The organism is Providencia sp. PROV003, assembly GCF_045040775.1.
GTDB lineage: Bacteria > Pseudomonadota > Gammaproteobacteria > Enterobacterales > Enterobacteriaceae > Providencia > Providencia huashanensis.
In genome coordinates this window covers 505609-529540 of record NZ_CP096369.1, presented here as the reverse complement: position 1 = coordinate 529540, position 23932 = coordinate 505609, and the positions used below count along the sequence as shown (strand labels likewise).

Here is a 23932-nt window from a genome sequence, read left to right as displayed (position 1 = left end):
TATGTTGAAAATTCGGCGAGTCAGTCAGCGAGAAAGGCAGTTAAAAACTTGGCAGCAACAATACCAAGTCGAGGTGGTTACCCACGGTACACATTCACAGCAGCGTTATTTCAATGTGTGTTTACAGAAGGAAATGCAACAGGTGAATGTGTTGACGCATGTTGAGGATTGGTGCCGGTATCGCTGGCCTGACTTGGCGCATTATGCATGGAGTTCATTAAGTAGCCAAATGCTCTGTGACATTTTTGCTTTCGAAAATAAGGACAAATGCTTTTTTGATAGCCAGTTTAATTACCAATCGGTTGAAGTTATTGATGGTAACGCGATTAACCAGTTTAGTTTGTCTGTGAAAGAAAAGCATCTTGGAAAGGCTTTTCTTTGTGCTCCAATTGACGGTTTGGCAGTACGTGAGCAAGCAAATGGTGGTTTGGAAAACCTCTCACTCCTCGCTGATTGGGTGTTAGGGGGCAGTTATATTAGCCTCTCATTACTGCGTTCATTAGCACTGGGAGACGCACTTTATATTCAGCAACTACAGTTGCACATGTTGGTCGCTGGGCGTGTATTTGCTCGGTTCCAAAAACAAGAAGAAGGCTTATTTATGATTGAAGAAATATTATTACAAGAAGACGGTACAGATACCCAACCGACAGAAGAATATCAAGATGAAATTGAACGCCCATTTAATTTAGCAGATATGAATGTCAAACTTACATTTGTATTAGGTCATAGTGATATTGCGGTTACTGAGCTTAATAATATCCAACCAGGTTCTATTTTTTCTATTGGGGAAAATAAAGAACGCGAAGTTAAAGTCTATGCAAATAAGCAACTCGTTGCTGAAGGTGAGCTTATTTACTTAGGTGATGATAGTGAATTAGGTTTGGAAATCACTCGCATAATTAGCCTAGGTGACTCAAGGGTTTAATATGCCAACGGTACCACAAGAAATCCCTTTATTAGCATTAGTTGCATTTTCAACATTATTACCCTTTATTATTGCCGCAGGAACATGCTATTTAAAAATATCGATTGTATTAATTATGGTTCGTAATGCAATGGGTGTACAGCAAGTTCCTTCGACCATGGTATTGAATGCAATTGCTCTATTATTATCTCTATTTGTGATGATGCCAGTATTGCAGGACGTGAATAACTATATGCGCCAAGAAAGCGTCGATTTTAGTAATGTTGAATCGATTGATAACTTTGTTGATGACGGGCTAGGACGCTATAAAACGTATTTGCAAAAGTATTCTGACCCACAATTAGTGACTTTTTTCGAATCCCTTCAACAGGGGCGTACTGAAGACGAAATTAGTAAAGAAGAAGCCGAACCAACATTATTTTCATTATTACCTGCTTATGCGTTAAGTGAAATTAAATCTGCATTTGAAATTGGCTTCTATGTGTACTTACCATTTGTTGTTATCGACTTAGTTATTTCCAGCATTCTATTAGCATTGGGAATGATGATGATGAGCCCTGTAACTATTTCAGTTCCTGTGAAATTAATTTTGTTTGTTGCTATTGACGGATGGACGTTAATTTCCAAAGGGTTGGTAATGCAATATTTTGAACTTGCACAGCATTGACGTGGGATATTGATATGGATGAAATTGTATATATCAGTAATAAAGCAATGTTATTAATTGTTGTTTTATCAGCAATCCCTGTCATTGTTGCGACGGTTGTCGGGTTATTAGTAGGGTTAATACAAACCGTGACCCAACTGCAAGAACAAACGCTACCTTTTGGCGTTAAGCTATTAGCTGTATTTGGTTCGTTATTTATGATCTCCGGGTGGTTAGCCGATAAGGTAATAAATTATACAATAGAGGCAATTACCATTGCGATTCCTGCGGTAGGGTTACTCTAATGAGCCAAGAGTTAGTTTCGCTGGCATCATATTTGTTTTTTTTGTTTCAGCAAGAACTCATAAAACTAGCATTAGCATGGTTACGAATAGCGCCCGTGATGTTCTTTTTGCCTTTTTTTAGCAATAAGCTATTAAATGGAGGGGGCATCAAAAACTGTGTAGTTATGTATATTGCATTGGGGTTATGGCCATTTTTTGCAGGGGCAAATATTCAATGGGATCAAACAAATTTAGCTGAAATTTTTTTATATGAAATCGTAGTCGGTTTAATATTGGCTTTCATCTTAGGTTTACCTTTTATGATCGCAAGTGTGATTGGTGAGCTAATTGACACTCAGCGTGGTGAAACCATTAGCAGTATTGTTGACCCTGCAAGTGGGACGGAAGCGTCTGAACTTGCTGTTTTCTTGAGTTACATTGTTTGTATGGTATTTTTAGCGCAAGGAGGGATGTATCAACTTTCTGTAATTTTTGCACAAAGTTATCATTTGCTGCCATTGGGGCAAGGGTTTTCCTCTTTTAATAGTCTGCCTCTGGGGGAATGGTTGAATAACATGGTATTAAAAGGTGTTATTTTAGCTGCACCGATTATTGTAACTTTATTTATTACAGAGGTTGCACTAGGTTTATACTCCCGCTTTTGTCCTCAATTAAATGCGTTTTCATTATCATTGGCAATAAAATCAATAATTGCATTTATTGTATTCTTACTTTATTTTCAAAATGAAGTGCCAGATATATTAGTAAATATGATTTCATTGTCACCATTACAAAGTGTTTTTCTTGCTGATTAATTTTAATTAGGCTAAGAACTATGGTGAAAAATTATGGCAGAGAAAACAGAGAAGCCTACTGACAAAAAAATTAAAGACTCCGCTAAAAAAGGGCAAAGTTATAAAAGTAAAGATTCAGTAGCAGCAATTGTATTAGTCGTAAGTGCTTTTGTATTCGATGGAATGACAAGTTTAGAAGACTTGGCATTTTTAATGAGGAAAATACTACAATCACCGTCGAATATTAATATCGATACTTTACTCTGGGAGTTTTTTGTTATTTTTATTGGTGTTTTATTACCTATTTTACTAGCATGTTTTTTAGCGGGAACAATAATTTCATTATTACAAAGCCGTTTTAGGCTCGCAACAGAAGCAATAAAGCTTGATTTTACTAAATTAAATCCTATCGCGGGCTTAAAAAAAATATTTTCTTTGAACTCACTAAAAGAACTGATCAAAGCATTTTTATATTTAATTGTATTTATTGTATCTGCAGTGGTCTTTTTTTATCTTTGGCGGCACGATATTTTTATGCTTTATCGTACTGTCATCGATGGGATGATCCATCAATGGGCAAGCTTATCGACTACATTTATTGTGGTATTTTTGTCTGTTGCACTGTTGATTATTTTAGTGGATATGATTACTGAGTTTTTCTTATTTATTAAAAACTTAAAGATGGAAAAACAAGAGGTTAAAAAAGAGTATAAAGATAACGAAGGGGACCCTCATATTAAAAGTGCACGTAGAGGGTTGCATCAAGAGTTGTTATCAGAAGAAGTTAAATCTAATGTCCGTAATTCGACATTTGTTATGGCCAACCCCACTCATATTGCAATGTTAATTTATTATGATTCAGATATTGCTCCATTACCCTTTTTACTGTCAAAAAGTCGAGGTATGCAAGCTAAAGCTATTATTAAATATGCTGAGCAACAAGGTGTCCCAGTTGTTAGGGATATTCCTTTAGCAAGGAATATTTGGCGGTTATATAAGAAAGACAGTTTTATAGATGAAAATGGGTTAGAGGAAATCATGCAAATTATATCTTGGTTAATTAGGGTCGAATTAGTGCAAATGGGAATAGATGTGGATGAAGCTTTGAATGAATTAATGGGGAAGGAAAGACATTGATTTATAATTTTCTCGAATGAAATTAAATAATTCATAGAATAAATCGTTTTTTTAAAGCCAAAACAAATCTGATTAATTATGATGCAAAAGTAAAAATGCATCATATATTCAATATTAATGCAAAGGTAAATAAATGAATAATACTCAACATGAAGAATCACAAAATATTGATATGGACGAATTGCTCGGAAATATCACAACAGCACTAATGGATGGTGCGACTTATAAAGATATCCATGGTATCCCACAAAGTACAATGGACGGTATCTATTCCTATGCTTACGAATTTTATCAGCAAGGAAAATTAAAAGAGGCTGAAACTTTTTTCCGCTTTTTAAGTATTTATGATTTTTATAATACAGATTATGTCATGGGGCTTGCTGCAGTTTATCAATTAACAAAACGTTATGACAAAGCCACTGAATTGTATGCTTTAGCGTTTGTTCTTGCCAAAGACGACTACAGGCCGTTATTCCATGCGGGGCAGTGTAATTTAATGATGAAGAAAAGTAGTGCGGCACTGCATTGCTTTGAAAGTGTATTGGAAAGCAGTACTGATGTTGATTTACAAAACAAATCACAGGCTTATTTAACGGCATTAAAGAAAAATCTTGCAACAGTAGAGCCCAAGGACCCAAGCTCTAATACTTAAGGATATAAAAATGGTTGATATTTCAAATAGTGGAAATAGCGAACGAATAAAAAATATTCACACTTTTCTGAAGGGTGAGAACCCATTAGCTTTGACGGAAGATATCACGAAATCAGTTCTAGTCTTAGAAGAAGCCTGCGGGGCATTAGCTTCAACAGAACAAATGAAACGTTCTCGTGCTGAAAATTCGCCACAATTAAATGCACCAAAAATGCGGGCGATGGCTAAAACAGCAAACCCGCAAGGGGCAAATTCGCCTCAGCAAGAAAAAAGCTTTAATGCAAAGTCGTTACTGATAGAAACTTTTTCAACAATACGCCAATTGTTGCACGAAGGGAATATTAGTGAGTTGAGTAACAAAATAAAGCTACTGAATGTAGAGTCTGAATCAATCAGAGAACAAGGTAATATCCTTTTAGATACTTTTAAGAAAAACACCGATGCATTGAGTAGCTTGCATGACCAATTTGAGGAGCAGCAAAAAGAAGATAAAACACTGCGAGCGGAGTTAAATAGCTTAAACAGACAATCTGATTCTTTACAAGAACAGTTCGAACAGGCTGGCCTTAAGCTACAAACTGCACAGGAACAATTAGCTGAAATCAATGAGTTAATTACCATACCTCCAGTCAACTCCACCGATGCAGAAGATATTGAAGTATTGAATAAATTGTCACAGGCAAAGCAATCTTTAACTCAGACAATTGAAGGGTTAACCAGCCAAAGCAATAAATTATTAGCAGATAAGCAGCAGTTAAGCCAATCAATAGCCACGCTAAATCACCAAATCAACCTATTAAATATTCAAGTACTGGCAACAGCTGAGTCGGTAACAAAACAGGCGGAAATTGCACAGAAAGATAGCGATAAGCTAAACCAGTTCTTTGAAAATGCACCACGCAGACCTGACATTGATGGTGATAAATGGGAGAACACGTTAGCACTTTTAACCATGCTAACGGCCCAGCTTAAAAAAGCGATGAACGAAGACTCTATTCGTAGCATGAAAGAGCAAGAAGAGGTCATGATGAAAATCAATGAAGCCTCTCGGAAAGACTCAGAGAAAAAAGCCAAAGAGGCCGCGGAAGCTGAACGTAAAGCGGCAGAATCAAATAAAGCTGCTTCTTGTGCGAGTAAAATTTTCAGTTATGTCTTATTGGCTGTTTCAGTGATTGCTACGGTGGCAACTTTTGGTGCTGCTGCACCGTTGACGCTTGCTATTGCCGCCATTGGGATTGCCATGTCAGTTGCAGATATTGTTCTGGAGGAAACGGGACATGGCAGCTTAATGCAAATGCTGGCAACTGAAATTTCTTCTGTAGTAACCGATATGCTGATTGAGTTTGGTGTTGATAAAGATAAAGCGCAGCAGATCGGTAGCATTGTTGGAATGATTGTTGCCGCGGTAGCGTTCTTAGCTGTCTCATTAATTTCAATGGGGTCGATGATAAAAAACATTGTTAACACAGTGAAAAGTGCCGCTAAATTATTAATGAAAAACGTGGGGACATTGCTAAAAAATACCATTAAAGCAATGCCTAAAAACCTAACGAATGCATTAGGGAATATTGCAAATAATACTGCCAAAGTAAGTGATTCAGTTGCTGATAGCGCAGACAGTATGGTGAAACTATCTAAGTTGGCTAAGTTATCGGATAAGTTTGATGAGGCAAAACATGTCACCAAAGCGATTAGCCAAGTGGTGGCTAAAGCTGAGAAATCCTCAGACTTAGTCTCCATTGGTGGGCAAATGGTAAAAGTGAGTGATTCTGTTGCGGATGGTGCAGGTAGCGTTGCGAAATTAAGCAAACTCACTAAGTTAGCTGACAAAGTTGATGATGTGAAAGATACGGTAAAAACTGTTGAAAAAACAATAGATAAAGCCCAAAAAATCGAGAAAGTGAAGAATCAAAGTGTGGCGATGGCAAAAGTGGAAGTCGTAGCAAAAGGCTCGGGTGCTGCGCTAATCGTAGCCAGTGCAGCAACAACAGGAGGACTCAATTTACATGCAGCATCTATGGGGGAAAAAATGAAGGAGATGCTTGCAGGGATGATGCTAAACAATGCGGCGATAGAAGCCATTACTGAGTTGCTAAATCAGTTAATTAAAGCCATGTCAAAGAATTATGAACAGTTTGATGAAATGTTCACAACCATGCTTAACGGTCTTCAGCAATCTAGCCAAAACAAAGTCGATATGATGAAAACAGCGCGTTATGCGTAAATTAAGGAGTAATTAAAATGACAGCCATTACTATGCAACCAGCGATTTCAAATAAAACTATCTTCAATACTGGAGGAATAACTAACTCTAAAGAGATACCTACATCAACGTTGGTAGGAGGAAGTCAGGAAATCAGCTTGTCTAATTTACCATCACTTATTGAGAATGAACTATCTGAAAAGCCAATATTAAATCTACCTGTAATTGAGCAGATGAAGCCAGAGCAATTAATATATGCGCTTTCAAGCCTTGATGTGCAAGAAATGGAAAATATTGAGCAGATCTCAAGCCTATTACAACCGAAAATTGCGAATGAATTGCAACGTATTTTTGAACAAGCAGAGCAAAAGGCAATTGGGCAAGTTGATTTAGCCAAGCCTCGTCAATTTCTTGGAATTATAAGTAGTGACATTATTGTAGAAATATCAAAACTTATTCGTAAAGTTGCCTCTGAGATAAAAATTTCTGACCGTCAAATAAGCACCGCTTTTAATGTGTTGAGTGGCAAAATGGTAGAAGCAGCAGCCGCATCCACAATTAAAGAAGGCAAAAAAATGATGGAAGGCGCTATTATCAATTTTAGTGTTTCTTTAGGCGTGAGTGGCGCAGGGGCAGCATTCCAAGCAAAATCGCTACATACCCAGAGTAAATCAATTAATACGAATTTAAAATCAGGTATTAACAATATCAATGCAGGTGACAGGTTATCGCAGCTAAATGGTCAAGCATATGCATTAACGGGTAAAATCAATGGTGGAGCTGTGTTAAAAGGCAAGGATGGATTGTCTATTGAACTAACTGATCAAGCCACAATGGGGCAAAAAGCATTAGTCGCTAAAAATGGTCAAGATGCCGCCAACAGTACGAAAGCTTATGGTCAAAATCAGCTTAACGAACACAATAATATTGCTACTAAAGAGAGTATAAAGCGTGGTGTTGCAGAGCAAGGCGCTCGTTTATCCGATAGTGCGGGGAATATGGCGGCATCAACATCACAGGCAGAAGCAAAAGCCCAAAGTGCTAACGCGATGATAGAGCAAGACATTTCATCCGCTGCGCGTAAAGTGTCTGAAAATGCGGATAAAGCGATTAGTGAAAGTGGTGAATTGCTGAAGAAAATGAATGAGACGCTAAAAGATGTTCGCGATGGCAATATACGCACATTCCAAGCTGTGGTAAAAGGCTAATAGGAGCTAATAATGGAGGTAATATTCTCAACTGTATTAGCCAATTCTCAAGTTTCTTATGTTAAGCCTTTTGTAGAAATGGATTTCCCGCCTATTGGGCCGGGTATTCTTATTGACCCGAATGCCGATATTTACCAGCAAGTGGACAGTTATTTTCAACAGTTGGGTTATGAAGTACCAAGCCCTGCAGTGCGCACCCAAGTAGAATCAAACCAACTTGCTCAAATCACTGAGCAAGTAAAAACGTTATTGCGTGAGTTAAAAATATCGGGAGATAAGGCGTCGAGAGTACTATTAGGCTTAAACGAAGAGTTTGAACTTGAACCTAGTGGCGCAACGATGATGCGAAAGAAATCATCGAATACATTACCCCCGATTGAAGATGGTAGAAAGCACATTGGTGCCATTAGTGGCATGATTGATAATATTCATAAAGGTTACCAAAAAGAATTTGGTGAAATAATAAAAGCAACCACAAAATATATGCAAGGTGTGAATACGGCATTAGGTAAAATACCCGAATATATTAAAGCAGGAGACAGTGGAAAGATAAAACTGCAAAGAACAGCTTTATTAAATAGGCTAGATGAGCTTTTTGAGCCTTATACCGACCATAAAAAAGTAAGAGGAAATAAACCGTCAATTAAAGATTCTGATGCGGCAAACATTAAATACTATGAAGATTGGTCTAAGCCAGAAACTAGCGCCGAAAAAATCTATGAAATCAAATATAGTGAGCCTGTTTTTGAATTTTGGAAAAAGAAACTGGACGGCCAGGGATTTAAAGTCGAAACAAGAGGTTCTGATGATAGTAAAGTTATTCGAATTTATCCAGACCTGAAGCCACTACGCGAAATTATGAAATCAATCTATGATATTGATTCTTCTGGTGATGGGTGGGCAAGTAAAGGCGTAAATTTGCTTGCACAGAGCGTACAAAGTATGCAAACAGCGATTGACGCACAAAAAAATGTGATTAATAACTCTGTTTCACGTTTATTAGAAACATTCCGTCAAGATAATAGCCACTTTGATACATTAACTCAGTTGCTAGTTCAATTAATAAAAGATTTAAACCAATATAATAGTGGTTTTATCAGTATGTGATCTTTCTTGGTATAAATTAAAAATATTAATTATCATAAGGACTAACTATGACTAGTACTCAGAATAACTCTGGGATTCATAATATCTCTAATTCTCTCCATCATAATTTAGTTAATAAAGATGGTAATGTATTTGCTTCTAATTTAAATAATATTCATTCATTGGAATCCGAAAGTATTTTACCTAAAAATAATATTAAGAACGAAATTAATATTTCTGGTAATGTTAGTGATTTACACCGTAATAACCACCAGAAGCAAATAGACAATATAACACAGCTAGTTATTAAGTCAGATAGTAGCATTACTCGTAATATGGTGGCGAAAGTTTTAGGAGCGGGTGCTCATGGCAGTACAATTCAGCAAGAGTTAAACCTTCGTCCAGAAACAGCTTTAGTGACATTAACGTTATTTGCTCCTGAAGAACTACCCTCAGTATTAGTTTCCGCAGCCGCAAAATTAATTAAAGAAATAGATGGAATACAAGATTTAAATACGGATGATAATATTAAGGTTACGCTAAAAAAAACACAGAAAAATTTAGATAAACAGTTAGATAAATTCTTATCGGATAATACTACACTGGAGAAATTAGCTATTTGTTATCAAGAAAAATATGTTGATTCTGCAATTAAACGCCAACTTAGTACGTATTTTTCTGACGAGGTGATTAATAGCCGCTCAACGGATAGCTTTTTGGTGAGTGATTTAAATATACAAAAAGGAAGGGATATCGGAAATGCCATAAAGGAGTACAGTAACTTTGAACAGCAAAAATATGGTGATAAATATCAGCATTTAAATAATTTATTTCGTAATATTGAACAAAAGATAGAAATTATTAGCCCATTAAAAATAAAAATGGCATTGAGTGAGCCTGTAAAATCGGAAGCACCATCAGTGAAAACAGAGGATGACGTTATTGATGGAATGTATAATCCAACAGAAAAAATGGGTGCTCCATCATCAAAGATAATAAATAGTTATAATACAGAGTATCACTTTCACTTAGGCTCCCCATTTAGTGAAAATATTAGTCAGATAAGTCATCAAGAACCTGGAGTGGGTAACACATCGTTTCAGGAGTCTACACAGGCTAAAAATGGTCTAGATCCGGTATTACAGCCATCGAAAAACCCACAAACACGTGTTGTATTAAGCCAGCCAGTACAAGAGCCCGATGTGGATTATGATATGCACAATGCTAAAAACCAGGAAAATACTGAAGTAAAACAGCCTATTATTGAAAAGCCAGTTACGGCATTTAATAAGGTATCACCGTTGAATAATACCTCTTTGGAGCCACAGGATAGCTCTCACTTGATTAGGACTGAAGCTTTGGAAGAGTCTCGTTTGCCATCAGGGGAAAAATCCATTGAGGCGAAGCCAAAAACAACGGAGTTTTTCATTAACACTCAGCCAAAAAATGATTTTACGGTTAACCGTTACCAGAAAGATGAAAATAATCATTGGGTGCTGAAAAAACCTGATGCACAAAAACCAGTGACTTTAACGGCGAATGGAGCACTGACTCGTAATCAGTCAGATAAAGAGGTTTATCGTGGTGAACGTGAAGCAACAAAAGTCGTTGTGGATACTAGCTCACATCTCCCTAATGCGGGGTCGCTAGTGACATTAACTGAGCGTGGTGCACTGACGCGAGGCCAAGCGGAAAAAGAGCGTTATGCTGTTGCAACGGAAGAACAGATGAAACCTCTAAATGGTATTATTGGCTATCAGAACGCGGCGACTAAAGGTGGATCACAATGAGTCAAGTTCACCAACAATGGTTAGAAAATACTATTTATGCGCTGCGGGCTTATTCAGGTATTAAATTACGGGTTACGATGGATTCAAGTATTATCGAAGATCTGCATATTGACTCATTAGAAATGCTGGAATTGATAACGGAAATTGAGCGATACACTGGTTTGCCCCTTCTAGACGAAATCTGGATGAAATGGCGCTATTTACGCGATATTGTTAATTACCTATTGAGCGTGAAATGAAGATGAAAAGCCACTTACATATAAATAGTGGCTTTTCTATTTCCGTAATCAATATAACTAACATCGAGGTATTTTACATTTTCTGATTCTTTATGTTTTCCCCCAAATTTTCTTCTTTTATTTTCAGTCATATAAATTTCATATTTCTATCATCAAGTGATAATGCTCACAAAATAACATTCCCTCGTTTGCTTAATTCTACGCGCGTAGACTATCCTTTAAGTAAATAAAAATACCAGTTAGATTATTTTACAAATAGGCTTTGCGCCAATACCAAGGGTTTATGACTATGGCAACACATTTAAATACCGAGGCTAACCAACAAGCCGCACAAGAGCGGTTAAATACGCCTGAAGGGAAAAAAGATTTTCGCCGAGCGATTTTTTCCTGTTGGTTAGGGACAACCATGGAATATGCCGATTTTGCTCTCTATGGTTTAGCAGCAGGTATTATTTTCGGTGATGTTTTCTTCCCTGATGCGACGCCGGTTATGGCACTGTTATCCAGTTTTGCCGCGTATTCTGTTGGGTTTATCGCTCGCCCAATCGGTGCATTATTTTTCGGCTGGCTAGGTGATAAACATGGTAGAAAAATGGTGATGGTGATTACCATTGCACTGATGGGGATATCTACAACCCTAATTGGCGCAATTCCAAGTCACGCGCAGATTGGTGTTTGGGCGCCGGTTTGTTTGGTTATTTTACGGTTTGCTCAAGGACTTGGCGCTGGGGCTGAGCTATCTGGTGGAACTGTGATGCTCGGGGAGTACGCTCCGGTCAAGCGGCGTGGGTTAGTATCTTCGATTATTGCCCTAGGTTCAAACAGCGGAACATTACTGGCTTCAATGATTTGGTTGATAGTCTTACAGTTAGATAAAGAAAGCCTCATGTCATGGGGATGGCGTATTCCGTTCCTTGGTAGTATTTTGATCGCGCTGGCAGCGTTATTTATTCGCCAACATATGCGTGAAACCCCTGTATTTGAACGGCAAAAAGCCCAACTGGCAGAGGAGCGTCGCCAAGCGTTGGCGTCTGATGCTGTAAGTCACCCTGTTGATAACCGCACCTTTTGGCAGAGAACGCGTGCATTTTGGACCATGGTTGGCTTACGGATTGGCGAAAATGGGCCGTCTTACCTAGCCCAAGGTTTTATTATTGGTTATGTCACCAAAATATTGTTGGTGGATAAATCGGTACCGACAACTGCGGTTTTAATTGCCTCGATCCTCGGTTTTGCCATTATCCCTTTTGCCGGCTGGTTATCTGACCGATTTGGTCGCCGTATTATTTACCGCTGGTTCTGCTTATTGTTAATGTTGTATGCAGTCCCCGCCTTTATGCTACTGGATTCACGGGAACCGCTGGTTGTGATCCCAACGATTATTGTTGGAATGGGGTTAGCATCTCTGGGGATTTTTGGCGTGCAAGCGGCATGGGGTGTAGAGCTATTTGGGGTACGTAATCGCTATACAAAAATGGCCTTTGCTAAGGAGCTTGGTTCTATTTTGTCGGGGGGAACAGCACCGCTTGTCGCCTCAGCGTTATTATCTTGGACTGGGCATTGGTGGCCAATTGCTATTTATTTTATGGGGATGGCATGTATTGGTCTAGTTACCACATTTTTTGCACCAGAAACGCGAGGCCGTGACCTTAACTTGCCAGAAGATGCAATATAAGTGAACGCAGGTGGTATATAAAAACCAGAGTGGCTGCTATTCTTTCGTAAGATAATAGTAAGTGAAAAAGGAATTGCTGCGTGCCTGATGTGAACTATCGTAAAGTGACGCGGGTAGATGTTGCCCGCGAAGCCGGAACTTCTGTTGCAGTGGTCAGCTATGTGATTAATAACGGCCCCCGCCCTGTTGCTGAGGCGACGAAACAGAAGGTGTTAGCGGCGATAAAAAAAACGGGGTATCGCCCGAATGGTATCGCTAAAGCACTGGCGTCTGGCAGTACACAAACCTATGGGTTGGTGATCCCTGATATCTCTAACCCTTTTTTGGCTTCTATTGCACATGCATTGCAACGTGAAGCTTTCAAGCATGGTCATGTCTTGTTATTAGGGGATGCAGGGGATTCCCGTGTGCGTGAAAAAGAACTGATTAACAACCTACTTTTACGCCAAGTTGAAGGGTTGATTTATACCAGTGTTGACCGTCATCCGTACATTGACCTGATCCAATCTTCGGGTACCCCTTGTGTGATGTTAGATAGGGTCGACCCTACCGAAGGCGTCAGTGCTCTTCAAGTCAATGAAAAGTTGGCAGCCTATAAAATCACTCGCCATCTCATTGAGCATGGTTTTAAAGATATTGGCATTATTTGTGGGCCGATTGAAATGCTTAATACCCAAGACCGGTTAAGTGGTTGGGAAAACGCTTTGGTAGAAGCCAACCTTGAAATACAGCAAAAATGGGTTATTGCAGGGCAATATACGCGTGATTGGGGTTACCAAGCTATCTATCAAATGCAGAAAATAGGGTTCCCTGAGGCCATTTTTGCAACCAATGAGTTACAAGCTTTTGGTTGTTTGAAAGCCTTAGCTGAACTAAAACTGCGGGTACCAGAGGACATTGCTCTGGTGTGTTTTAATGGTACTGTGCAATCGGAGTATACTGTTCCTACACTCACGACTGTTCGACAACCTGTTGATAAAATAGCAGAAAAAGCGATACAGATTCTACAAAACTGGCCAAATAAAGAAGCCATTTGTGAGGTGGACTTTGAGCTACAAATTGGGCACTCCTGCGGGTGCTGATAATGTATTATTTCAGGGAAATTTATGCGTGTAATTATTGATTGTGACCCGGGAAACGGCGTTGCAGGCGCGAATGTTGATGATGGGCTTGCTCTTGCACTTGCGATAGCAGCGCCAGAAATTCAACTAGAGATGATCACAACCGTTTCAGGGAATACGCCTAGTGAGGTTGGTTTTAATGTGGCCAGCCATTTAGTTAACTCGCTGAATGAGGACATTCCTGTTTACCGCGGGGCGTCATCGGCATTAATTGAAGCTAGCGGACCATGGCGCGAATTATTAGATAATGGCGCACAGCGGGCGCAACTTAACTATTTGTGGGATAACCTTCCCCCTGTACCTGCTTTACCTAAATCAGCACCAGAAGCAGCGTGGCGTATTGGTGAGCGGGTGTGTCAGAACCCGCATCAGGTCACTATTATTGCGATTGGTCCTTTAACCAATATCGCCATGGCCATGCAATTGTTCCCTGAAATGGCAGAGAAAGTGGCTGAAATTGTTATTATGGGAGCGGTATTTAATGTCCCTGGTTATATTAAAGATACCAATTTTGGGCTAGACCCAGAGGCGGCCCATGCGGTTTTGAATAGTGGTGCCAATATTACTTTAGTGCCAATGGATGTTACGGTACAAACACAGATGGTACAGAGTGACCTCGATAAGTTTTCTGTACTTCAATCCACATTGAGCCAATTTCTTGTTAATACTATGCGCCCGTGGATTGATTATTCGCGGGCTACGCGTCAGCTGGCGGGGTGTTGGGTTCACGATGTGTTAACCGTTGCATGGCTATTAGATAAAAGCCTAGTAACCTACGAGAAAAAACAAGTGGGTATTGAGCTGCAAGGGGCATTACGTGGAAAAAGCTATTATTATGATGCGTTACGTTTACGAGTCGGTATTCCTGAGCCAATGGCAAAACCGATTACAGTATTACAAACTGTAGATAATCAAGGTTTACTGGGTTTAATTTTTGCCTCGGTTAGCCGATATACTGCAAAGCCAGCCTGAAGCTAGCGCCATTCGGCGCTAGTTCAATGAACTGACATTAAGCTATCGATTTTTGCATTGTGCCGTAGGCGAGTTTGCCTTTATGGAAAGAGGCATGCCTTGGTGAAATTCGCGCAACGGCCTCAGCTGAGCAAGATGCGTCGACGAGAACAAAGCTAGCATCATCGCCTTTGGTGGGCCAAATTTGCTGGCCTTTGGTATTTAATGGCAAAATATTCCCTGTCGCAATTGCTAAAGCGCGAGACAGTGCCAGTTCATCTGGGCGAGTATACAACTGAGCATACAAGTTGGCTTTTTCGAGCATATCACCCAGCCCAAACGGTGACCAATGGTCGATAACGCTGTCTGTTCCGGTCATCACAAATACGCCATTATTATTTAATATTTTCAATGGCATATGTAATGTACCTATCGGTACTGTTGAGGCGATAGTAATTTGTTGTTCCGCCAGTTGCCTTGCGGTTTTTTCGGCTTGTTCTGGGCTCAGTGTTGCAAGAGCAAAGGCATGGCTAATCGTTACTTTACCGCGCAAACTTGGGTTTTCATTCACTGTTTTGATCATATACTCGATGGCAGCAAAACCCGCAGGGCTGGTTTCATGTAAATGAATGTCTACGCCTTTATTATAATCGAGAGCGATTTGGAACATCGTATCGAGAGATTTTTCCATTGCCCCATCAACGTTAGTGGGGTCTAAGCCTCCCACATAATGGGCGCCAGCTTGCATGGCTTCGCGCATTAAGGGTTCTGATTTTGACAACAATAACCCATGCTGTGGGAAAGCGACAATTTCACAAGTTAAATCTTGTTGGTGTTCATTAAGTACTTTTTGTAGGGTTTCTAAATTTTTTAACCCAGAAACGGGTTCGATATTACAATGGCTTCTGGCAATGGTTGATCCATGGGATTGGATCAACGTGATCAGCGCATTGGCTCTTTCTTCGGTGAAGGGTTGCAGTTCAGGTAACAGTTTCTGCTCTAGGGTGATCATATCCATAATTGTTTTACCTTCCCGTGACTGTGGCGCTTGCCATGGCCCGCCATAGAAGGTTTTATCAAGGTGGATATGCATATCGCGAAACGCCGGTAGCATCAATTTGCCTTGAGCGTTATAAGCATTTAACTGGTGATTAGCATGTTGTTTATTCGGTAAAATGGCGACAATTTTACCTTGATCGATTTCAACCGTTTGCAATGCGGTTTTAGTGCCAATCACCGTAGTATCGCGGAAATTAAAGCCTGTTTCGAGTAATACATCGTCAAGGTAATAATGGCTGTCGGTAATGCGAGTAATATCGGATGACATTGTGGGTTGATTTTGCGCGGATGCAATACCTGATACGGTACCAAAAAGGGTACAAGCAGCGGCGACTTTGGCGCTAGTGGAAAGGAACTCTCTTCTGCCGGATGATTGGTCTGCTTTCATAGAAACTCCTTGTGATCATGAAATAGAGTCGAATTTCCAGTTTTTGATCAGCAGTTCACCATCCAGATCGCTATTTTGCGATCTGGGGGTGATATTGAGACATTAACGAGAAACTCTAGCGTTCCAAAATAATGGTACGTTGTAAATAACCCTTACCCTTGGATGATATGGGTTCCCGTCTCACCTCGTAAGGCTTCCGGTAGTTTTTCTGGTGTGGTGATAATCACACGTTTACCGCCATTGGCAATAAATGACAGGCTCGCTTCGATTTTCGGTAACATACTGCCTGCGGGGAAATGGCCTTCTTCCATATAGCGTTGCATGTCGCTAGTGGTCGTTTCACCAAGAGCTTTTTGCTCTGGTTTACCGAAGTGAATGCAGACTTTTTCGACACCGGTAGTAATAATCAAAATATCGGCATTTAATTCTTTCGCCAGTAATGTCGTGGAGAGGTCTTTATCTATCACTGCATCAACGCTTTGGTAGCCACCATCGCCATTTTGAATAACAGGAATGCCACCGCCTCCAGCTGCAACCACTACGTAGTCATGTTCCGTTAAGGTACGGATCGCTTTTGATTCAACCACACGTTTTGGTTCTGGAGATGCGACCACTCGGCGATAGCCTCGACCGGAATCTTCGACAAAATGCCAGCTCGGGTTCGCTTGTTGTAATTCTTTAGCCTGTTGTTCTGTAAAAAATGCACCAATTGGCTTGGTTGGGGCGCTAAAGTTAGGGTCGTTCTTATCGACTTCAACTTGTGTAACAACTGTAATAGCTTGGCGATTGTGACGTTTCGCTAGCACGTTAGTGAGTGCCTGCTGAACTAAATAGCCAATGCCACCTTGAGTATCAGCGACGCAGTTAGCAAGGGGGGTTAACGGCAAACCTTCTGTTTCATGGGCTATTTCAGCGCGGCGTAGGTCTAATCCAACTTGGGGTCCATTTCCATGGGTCAAAACAATGTTGTAGTTGCCCTCAAGCATGTCACTAATATGCAGTGCCACTTCTTGAACGGCTTTTTCTTGAGCTTCGATAGACTGGCTGTTGTTATCTTTGATAATACTGTTGCCCCCGATGGCAACAACCACGAGTTCTTTCATTGTTAATGTTTCCTGATACAGAGATTTAGCTCACAGCCGGTGTACTGTAGACACCGGCTATAAAAGGTTGGTTTGATTACACTGACTTACTGAGTTTCTCAGATTGTTCAGCTTGTTGTTCTTCCACCGATTTACGGCTATCTAAAAAATATTTGAGTACAAATAAAGCTGCCATCATGAGGTAAGCGTAAACAAACATCAAGGTTGAACCGGTTGCAATTCCTACTGCTGGGGAGTGAATAATTCCAAAGAATACTAATATTGCGCCAGCTGCCGCAGCAATTGCCCCACGTAGTGGTTGGTTTAGGATAGCGAAGATAGCGATACAACCCCATAGCATACTTGCCAATGGCGCACCGTTACCTAAGTGTACAAGACCTTGATAATAAACACCTTTGTGTAGTAATGTTTCAACGCCTATTGCACTTGCTGACGTCCCTGCGGCCCCCATCACACTGTTGACCATAGTGAGCGCCCAGTTAGCAATCCATGGGAATAGACAGATAAAGATAACAGGCACTTCAATCTTCGGTGTTTCTCGTACCACTTGGTTGGCAGTGACAACACCGATAAACACCAATATTGGTACGATAGCTGTCATTGGAATGATAGCGAGCATGAATGCACCGATACCAAACAATGGGACAATAAACATGGTGATACCTGATGCTAGCGTATAACCAACACTGGCCCCCATTGCTTTCCAGCCAGCATGCCCAACATAAACAGTGACTGGGAATGGGTTACCCATGAAGCAGCCAACAGTTGAAGATAAGCCGTTAGCTAACATAACCTTACGGGTATTGTATTCATCACCTGCAGCGTGAGCACTTTCAATGTTTTCAAGGTCAAAGATATAGTTTGCTAAGCCCAATGGTACCGCAGAAGCTAAATATGGAAGTGCATGCGGTAAGCCTTGGAAGAAGCTGTCAATATGAATCCCTGGAGGGTTAAAGCCGAATGACGCCATAGAGTCTTTTATTGCCTCTGCACTTTGCAGCCCAGAAGCCCACGCAAGTACTGTTCCCGCGATAAGCAATAATAAACCGGTAGGAATACGTGCAAAGATAGGCTTTTTACCAAACCAGTTAATGAAAATTAATAATAAAACAATAAATGAAACGGTTGGTGCTTCAAAGGCTTGCAGCATTGGGTTCATTGCTAGCAATAATAGCCCAAGCCCAGAAAGACAAGATAACAGCACCGTACGAGGGATCATTTTACGGATAGTTTCGCCTAAGAATGAGCCACCAACGAGGATCATTGATTCAACGAAACACCAAACCAATGCGATTTGGATAGCAAACTCAGCATTCTGCGTGGTTTGGTACACCGGCATAATGACTAAGAAGGTCACGGTGAAGATAGAAGGTGCACTTGGCCCTGATGGCAGAGCGGTTACATCGCTGCGCCCTGTTTGTTTGATCATTTGCTGGCCAAAGTAAGCATAGCTAATACTGGCAAGTAAAACGGCGAGACCAAAAGCGGGTGCAATGCGACCATAAACAAGTTCAGATGGGATACCAACAACGAAAATTAATAAGCCCATCATGGTGAGTAGATTAGTTAAGTTATTGGTCATTAAGCCAAAATAGGCAGCCAAGTCCCCACGTTTCCACTTTATATTAAATATACTCATATAGTATTCCCCTGTATACCCGTCATACTTTGAGCCACAGCTGTGTGTTGGCTGCTCTTAGCTATCTAAGTCACATACATAAGTATGCTCCTTGGGATATCTTCGTTTGCCGCCTTGCTGCAACTCAAATTATTTAGGGTATACACGCTAGAGGGTGTATATCATGATATTCAAAGTTGCAGTTTATCTGTGTTGCTGAATATTCAGGGTATTTGTTTTATTTTTATTGCCCAACCGAAGTTGGGCGTCTTTTTTATGATTGAAAACTAAGCATATTTCTGTGCGTAGGCCAACATGGCTTTTTCAAAGCAATCAAATGGCGGGTGAACAATACCTGCTCCAATCATACCGATACCTGCATCTTTGTGGGCAATTGCTGTGTTGATAACAGGTAAAATACCGCTGGCTGAAACTTTGGTAATATCGATGGCTGTCGGGATACCCATAAAGCCGAGTAATGGGATAGTCACATTCGGGTTTTCACCGAGTGTGATTTCGCGCATTTGACGTGAGAAATCTACCGCCTCTTCTACCGTACCACCAACCAGCGCAACGATGGCAGGTGCGGTTGCCATTGCAAAGCCCCCAATACCGTAGGTTTCTGTGATTGCCGAGTCACCAATATCTAAGCCAGAATCCTCAGGCTTATAACCTGCAAACATTGGGCCGATAACTTGCTGTGAAGGCCCTGTAAACCACTGACCCGGTAATCCGCTGATACGTAAACCAAATTCATAACCATTACGAGCCATGGTGGTGACAACGGTACTGTATTCAATACCATGTGCTGCATCCATTGACGCTTTACACATTGCCATCCAAGTTGGGCCGGAGAAGTAATCACTACTTGCCACAAAATCAAACACTTCTTTTTGTTGTGCGACAGAGAAATCAGTTTGAATAATTCCTGTCGTTAATGCTTGGATCAGTAAGGTGGTACCAGCGTTATTACGGTTATGGCACTCATCCCCCATGTGTAAGGCTTGGGCTAGCATTAAACGCAGGTCAATTTCACCTACAATTTTCATTGCGTCGCGTAGCATTGGCCCTAATACATCACGCATCCAATTTAAACGGTCAATAACGCTTTGGTCATTGGCACCCATGCGTAGGATTTTCGCCATTTGTTCACTGAGGTTGGTGAATGCGCGGTTGCCATAGGTTTTGTTTTCAACGATATGCATAAACATAGATGCAGACGTTACCCCAGCCATTGACCCAACACAGTCGTGTTCATGGCAAGGGGAGAAAATAACCTCACCAGATGCCGCTACGCGCTCTGCATCGGCTAAATCTTTCGCGAGCCCTTCAAAGACCAGCGCACCAGTAACTGCCCCTTTCATAGCTCCACACATGTCTTTCCAAGCAACGGGTGGACCGGCGTGTAGGATGGTGTTTTTAGTCATGCCCGGTACCACATTAATCGCTTGGTCATAGCCAACTAATACTGGTTGGGATTGAATAATGCGCTCAAGGGCTTGTGCGTTAGCCGCTGCAATTTTTTCTTGTAATGCCGCATTACCTTCAATTTGGTCGAGGGCGCGGATCACTGCCACGTTCCCTTGTCCTGGAGGCGTCCAGTTTAGGTGAGTGACTGGAACATGTTGTTTTTTCAGGTCATCACTGAACATCTCGATGCCAACGTTGATAACATTTAGCGGTTGTTTAAATAATGAAGTCATTATGCGTTCTCCCCTTTCCACACAAACTCACGTCCTAATAAACCCGTATTGGTGCTGCTACTTGCCCAGATGACCCCTGCATCTGTCAGCATTTTGACTTGTGCATCCATGGATGGAGTATCTTGGTCCGTACCGAGTACATAGCCTAAAATTTCAAGTTCACGACCATCTTGTTTAGCGATGTTTTTAGCTTCTTTGATAGCATCAATCATGACGCCAACGGGGTCTTCGTGAGAACCGAAGCCTAAAACAAAGTCCATCATAATCACGCCGACCTCAGGGTCGCGAGCTTCTTGTAATAAGCGTTCGATACGGTTGGTCGGGTCGATCATTGGGTGAGGTTTACCATTAGTGAAATCATCATCACCAAAGTCGAGGAAAGTGTGAGCGATACTTTGATTTAAGTCTTTCAGGCGGTAGTCAGGGTTTGGTTGAATATTGCTGTAAACATCATCGTATTTTTCCAAAGCGGCAAACATCGCTTCATCGCATAGCGTTCCGCCACAGAATAAGCCACGTATATATTTTTGCTCAGGTTTGAGCTTCGCTCTGACTTCTTCAATTAAAGGCCAGTTTAGAGAATGTAAATCTAAATCTTCTTTACGAATACCCGTTAATAGCACTGCTTTTAGTGCCGCCTCTTTGGTGCTTTGTGCAAACGTTAGTCCAGGTTTATCTTCTGGTAGAGGCTGGCTACCTAAGAAACAAACAACGACTGGTTTGTGGCATTTTTCAGCTTGTTCTAGTACTTTCTTTGCAACAGCGGCGGCTGGTGGCTTAGAAATGAGGGCAATAACTTGGGTTTCATCATCGGCATCTAACATCTTTAGGGCATCAATCATCATGATCCCGCCAATTTTCTCACTTAAATCGCGGCCACCGGTACCAATTAGTTGAGAAACACCTGCACCAAATTCATGAATACGAACGCTAAGCTCTTGGCTGCCAGTACCGGATGCACCGATGATCCCAATGCTGCCACGGCGCACGCTATTACCAAAACACAATGCAGTGCCATTGATAATTGCGGTTCCGCAGTCTGGGCCCATCATGAGTAGACCTTTCTTGCTAGCGAGTTGTTTGAGTGCTAATTCATCTTCAATTGAAACGTTGTCAGAAAATAACATCACGTTGAGGTCGTTTTCTAATGCAATGCGGGCTTCACGGGCGGCAAATTGGCCATTCACAGAGATTACCGCAAGGTTAGCATCGGGGATGTGGGTTTTCGCAGAATTAACCGTGGCATATTTGGCTTCGTGTTGGCCACCACCTTGGTTTTTTTTATTAAATAAGTCTTCAATGGCAATTAATGTGGCATCGTTAGCATCATCGCTTGGCCCTTTAATGACAATCATTAAATCGCCATTTTTAGCCTCTTCCAATTCAGGGGTTAATAGCCCTAAATTTCTGAGTACGCCTTTATTCATTTCTGTTGCCATCGCAACAAAGGCTTGTTCAACATTATCAAGTTGATTGGCCTTTGTTGAAATAGACATCAGTGACACGGAATCAAAATAAGTATTTTTTTTTATGACAACTTTAGTCGACATAGTTTTCTCCGAAATAATGGGTGAGATACAGGGCATCACGTAAGCCAAATAGCATGTCGCTGCCAGAACTTGACCCGATATTTAAAATCTCTAAAAATTGTGGATAAATATTTGTCTCTTTCGCATCAACTAACATTTGAATTAATTGCTGCATATTTTCGCGATATTCTTGGTTTAAGGCTTTCTCTAGGGTTATGGCACTTATAGGCGTTGTTTGGCTTTTGCTTTGAATAATTCCTTGATAAAACTCAGGATAAAAAGCAAAAGCAGGGTGCTCCTTTAACAATAAAAATGCCATTAACCCAACTAAATAGTCATCACCGGATGGTGTTAACCCGATACCTAAGCCAACAAATTGGCGAATGATATGGGGTAATTTTTGTTGGTCTTTATTAATCAATAATTCAATCAGTTTTAACCGTAACTGAACCAGTTGTTTAGCTATTGATAGATAAAAGACGTTATCTCCCTGATAATTAAATAGGGAATCCACATTATGATTTAAAATTATGTCCAAACTTTTTATTTGGTTTGCTATATATAATAAATAATCTGGGTTAGTTAATTTTTTATAATCAAAAATAATAATGGGTGATTGCCATTTTTTACATAACGAAAATGAAATTAAATAATTTTCACCAATAACCATTTCATTATCTGAAAAATAAATTGGGTCTCCTACTTTTAAGGTTAAAAGAGAAAAGTCTTTATTTATTAATCGGCAACTATTTGGTGCATTGTCTAACTGAGAGCTTAATAAAGTATAAAGAATATTGCCTATTGAGATATTTATCGCTTTATTGAAAACCTGCTCTACTTTTCCTGTAAGCTGCGGCTGATGTAAAACCTGAAGAAAATGTGTATCAGCCGTAAGCCCGTATAACCTTTGCCGATGAGATATGGATGCGTTCACATGCCTCCTGATCGGGACGGTTCGATTATGCCCCCGCGGCAATCAATAATTCAGCTATTTCGTTATAGCCTTTTTCACGAGCCAGCTCTAACGGCTTTTTACCATATTTATCGGTCATATGCGGGTTTGCGCCGTGGTCTAATAGTAATTTGACAATTTGTTGTTGCTTTTCGCCACCATCATTTAAAACGATTGCTTCAAGTAATGGTGTCCAACCGACGAAGTTGGTATGGTTTACATTGATATCAGTTTTTTCGAGTAACTCACGAACAATATCTACATGCCCTTTTTCGCTTGCTGGGGTAATTCCAACGCCACCAAAGCGGGTCAATAAATCTAAATTTGGTTTTGCAGGTAATACAAGGCGCAATAATGTTAAATCATCATTTAAACAGCTTAATAAAAAAGGGTTAAAACAAGTTTGGTCCTGTTTATTAATGTCAGCACCTGCACTAATCAGGAAAGAAACACATTCATAATGTTTATTCAGGCTAGCATTGACGATAGCAGTGCGGCCTTGACGGTTGGTGGTGTTAATATCCACACCTTTTTCAAGGCAATTTTTTAATAATTCTAATTGTCCTTGTTCAGCTGCAGTTAAAAATTCGTGAGCGAGAGTATTGGAGGTCATCATTTTCCCCTTAGGTTGGTTTATTGTTATCACCAGCATAGATAAAGACAATTTAAAGATTATTTATGATGTCCAAAGCATAGCAATTGTCATTAATAAAAAGAATCCGTTTAAATTTAATTCATCAATTAAGCACTCGATTATTGAATTCAATTCAACAATAAGCCTTTTTTGTGCGTGTAAGCATTATTTTTCATCGTTTTTTGATGTGTTTTGGGTGTTTTATAGCCAAAATAGTGTGATTTTTTTTGTT

21 protein-coding genes are annotated in these 23932 nt (G+C 40.4%); 14 read left to right on the top strand and 7 right to left on the bottom strand.

Annotated elements, in window-relative coordinates; translation table 11 throughout:
• Position 1: 1 nt before the first annotated feature.
• From M1F14_RS02240 to M1F14_RS02175, 14 genes are all read left to right on the top strand, one after another.
• Positions 2-928 carry a FliM/FliN family flagellar motor switch protein gene (locus tag M1F14_RS02240; RefSeq protein ID WP_042843349.1) on the top strand — a complete coding sequence of 309 codons (927 nt, stop codon included), beginning with the start codon at positions 2-4 and terminating at the stop codon, positions 926-928.
• Position 929: 1 nt separating this feature from the next.
• Positions 930-1595 carry an EscR/YscR/HrcR family type III secretion system export apparatus protein gene (locus tag M1F14_RS02235; protein ID WP_042843350.1) on the top strand — a complete coding sequence of 222 codons (666 nt, stop codon included), beginning with the start codon at positions 930-932 and terminating at the stop codon, positions 1593-1595.
• 14 nt (positions 1596-1609) lie between these two features.
• A complete protein-coding gene (gene sctS, locus M1F14_RS02230; RefSeq protein ID WP_042843351.1) occupies positions 1610-1879 on the top strand; it encodes a type III secretion system export apparatus subunit SctS in 270 nt (89 codons plus the stop codon).
• On the top strand, positions 1879-2673 hold the full coding sequence (gene sctT / locus M1F14_RS02225; protein WP_181468966.1) for a type III secretion system export apparatus subunit SctT: 795 nt from the start codon (positions 1879-1881) through the stop codon (positions 2671-2673). The genes sctS and sctT overlap by 1 nt, the downstream gene beginning before the upstream one ends.
• A 33-nt stretch (positions 2674-2706) precedes the next feature.
• Positions 2707-3789, top strand: coding sequence for an EscU/YscU/HrcU family type III secretion system export apparatus switch protein (locus tag M1F14_RS02220; protein WP_042843354.1), 1083 nt, complete (start codon positions 2707-2709; stop codon positions 3787-3789).
• Between the two features lie 133 nt (positions 3790-3922).
• Positions 3923-4441 (top strand): type III secretion system translocator chaperone SicA, encoded by a 519-nt coding sequence (sicA, locus tag M1F14_RS02215; protein ID WP_181468968.1) that lies wholly within the window; start codon positions 3923-3925, stop codon positions 4439-4441.
• Positions 4442-4451: 10 nt separating this feature from the next.
• Positions 4452-6665, top strand: coding sequence for a type III secretion system translocon subunit SctE (gene sctE, locus M1F14_RS02210; protein WP_181468970.1), 2214 nt, complete (start codon positions 4452-4454; stop codon positions 6663-6665).
• A gap of 17 nt (positions 6666-6682) precedes the next feature.
• Positions 6683-7852 (top strand): hypothetical protein, encoded by a 1170-nt coding sequence (locus M1F14_RS02205; protein WP_181468972.1) that lies wholly within the window; start codon positions 6683-6685, stop codon positions 7850-7852.
• Positions 7853-7864: 12 nt separating this feature from the next.
• The gene (locus M1F14_RS02200) at positions 7865-8959 is read left to right on the top strand and encodes an IpaD/SipD/SspD family type III secretion system needle tip protein (RefSeq protein WP_181468974.1); all 1095 of its coding nucleotides are present in this window, start codon (positions 7865-7867) and stop codon (positions 8957-8959) included.
• A gap of 47 nt (positions 8960-9006) precedes the next feature.
• Positions 9007-10728, top strand: coding sequence for a hypothetical protein (locus M1F14_RS02195; protein WP_181468976.1), 1722 nt, complete (start codon positions 9007-9009; stop codon positions 10726-10728).
• Positions 10725-10967, top strand: coding sequence for a phosphopantetheine-binding protein (locus M1F14_RS02190; protein ID WP_071547593.1), 243 nt, complete (start codon positions 10725-10727; stop codon positions 10965-10967). The genes M1F14_RS02195 and M1F14_RS02190 overlap by 4 nt, the downstream gene beginning before the upstream one ends.
• A gap of 289 nt (positions 10968-11256) precedes the next feature.
• Positions 11257-12642, top strand: coding sequence for an MFS transporter (locus tag M1F14_RS02185; protein WP_042843359.1), 1386 nt, complete (start codon positions 11257-11259; stop codon positions 12640-12642).
• A gap of 80 nt (positions 12643-12722) precedes the next feature.
• Complete coding sequence (locus tag M1F14_RS02180) at positions 12723-13724, top strand: LacI family DNA-binding transcriptional regulator (protein ID WP_094301194.1); 1002 nt, start codon at positions 12723-12725, stop codon at positions 13722-13724.
• A gap of 24 nt (positions 13725-13748) precedes the next feature.
• The gene (locus M1F14_RS02175) at positions 13749-14735 is read left to right on the top strand and encodes a nucleoside hydrolase (RefSeq protein WP_042843362.1); all 987 of its coding nucleotides are present in this window, start codon (positions 13749-13751) and stop codon (positions 14733-14735) included.
• A 37-nt stretch (positions 14736-14772) separates the two neighbouring features.
• Here the strand turns inward: M1F14_RS02175 and M1F14_RS02170 are convergent, their stop codons facing one another.
• The 7 genes from M1F14_RS02170 to M1F14_RS02140 all read right to left on the bottom strand — a co-directional run bounded on the left by M1F14_RS02170 (position 14773) and on the right by M1F14_RS02140 (position 23679).
• Entirely contained in the window at positions 14773-16161 is a 1389-nt protein-coding gene (locus tag M1F14_RS02170; protein ID WP_071547594.1) for an amidohydrolase family protein, read from the bottom strand.
• 152 nt (positions 16162-16313) lie between these two features.
• On the bottom strand, positions 16314-17264 hold the full coding sequence (locus M1F14_RS02165; protein ID WP_042843364.1) for a carbamate kinase family protein: 951 nt from the start codon (positions 17262-17264) through the stop codon (positions 16314-16316).
• A gap of 76 nt (positions 17265-17340) precedes the next feature.
• Positions 17341-18903 carry a xanthine permease gene (locus tag M1F14_RS02160; protein ID WP_042843365.1) on the bottom strand — a complete coding sequence of 521 codons (1563 nt, stop codon included), beginning with the start codon at positions 18901-18903 and terminating at the stop codon, positions 17341-17343.
• A gap of 266 nt (positions 18904-19169) precedes the next feature.
• Positions 19170-20585 carry a DUF1116 domain-containing protein gene (locus M1F14_RS02155; RefSeq protein WP_042843366.1) on the bottom strand — a complete coding sequence of 472 codons (1416 nt, stop codon included), beginning with the start codon at positions 20583-20585 and terminating at the stop codon, positions 19170-19172.
• The gene (gene fdrA, locus M1F14_RS02150) at positions 20585-22135 is read right to left on the bottom strand and encodes an acyl-CoA synthetase FdrA (protein WP_129466920.1); all 1551 of its coding nucleotides are present in this window, start codon (positions 22133-22135) and stop codon (positions 20585-20587) included. The genes M1F14_RS02155 and fdrA overlap by 1 nt, the downstream gene beginning before the upstream one ends.
• Positions 22125-23048, bottom strand: coding sequence for a DUF2877 domain-containing protein (locus M1F14_RS02145; protein ID WP_166687016.1), 924 nt, complete (start codon positions 23046-23048; stop codon positions 22125-22127). The genes fdrA and M1F14_RS02145 overlap by 11 nt, the downstream gene beginning before the upstream one ends.
• 25 nt (positions 23049-23073) lie before the next feature.
• On the bottom strand, positions 23074-23679 hold the full coding sequence (locus M1F14_RS02140; protein WP_048605491.1) for an ankyrin repeat domain-containing protein: 606 nt from the start codon (positions 23677-23679) through the stop codon (positions 23074-23076).
• Positions 23680-23932 lie beyond the last annotated feature (253 nt).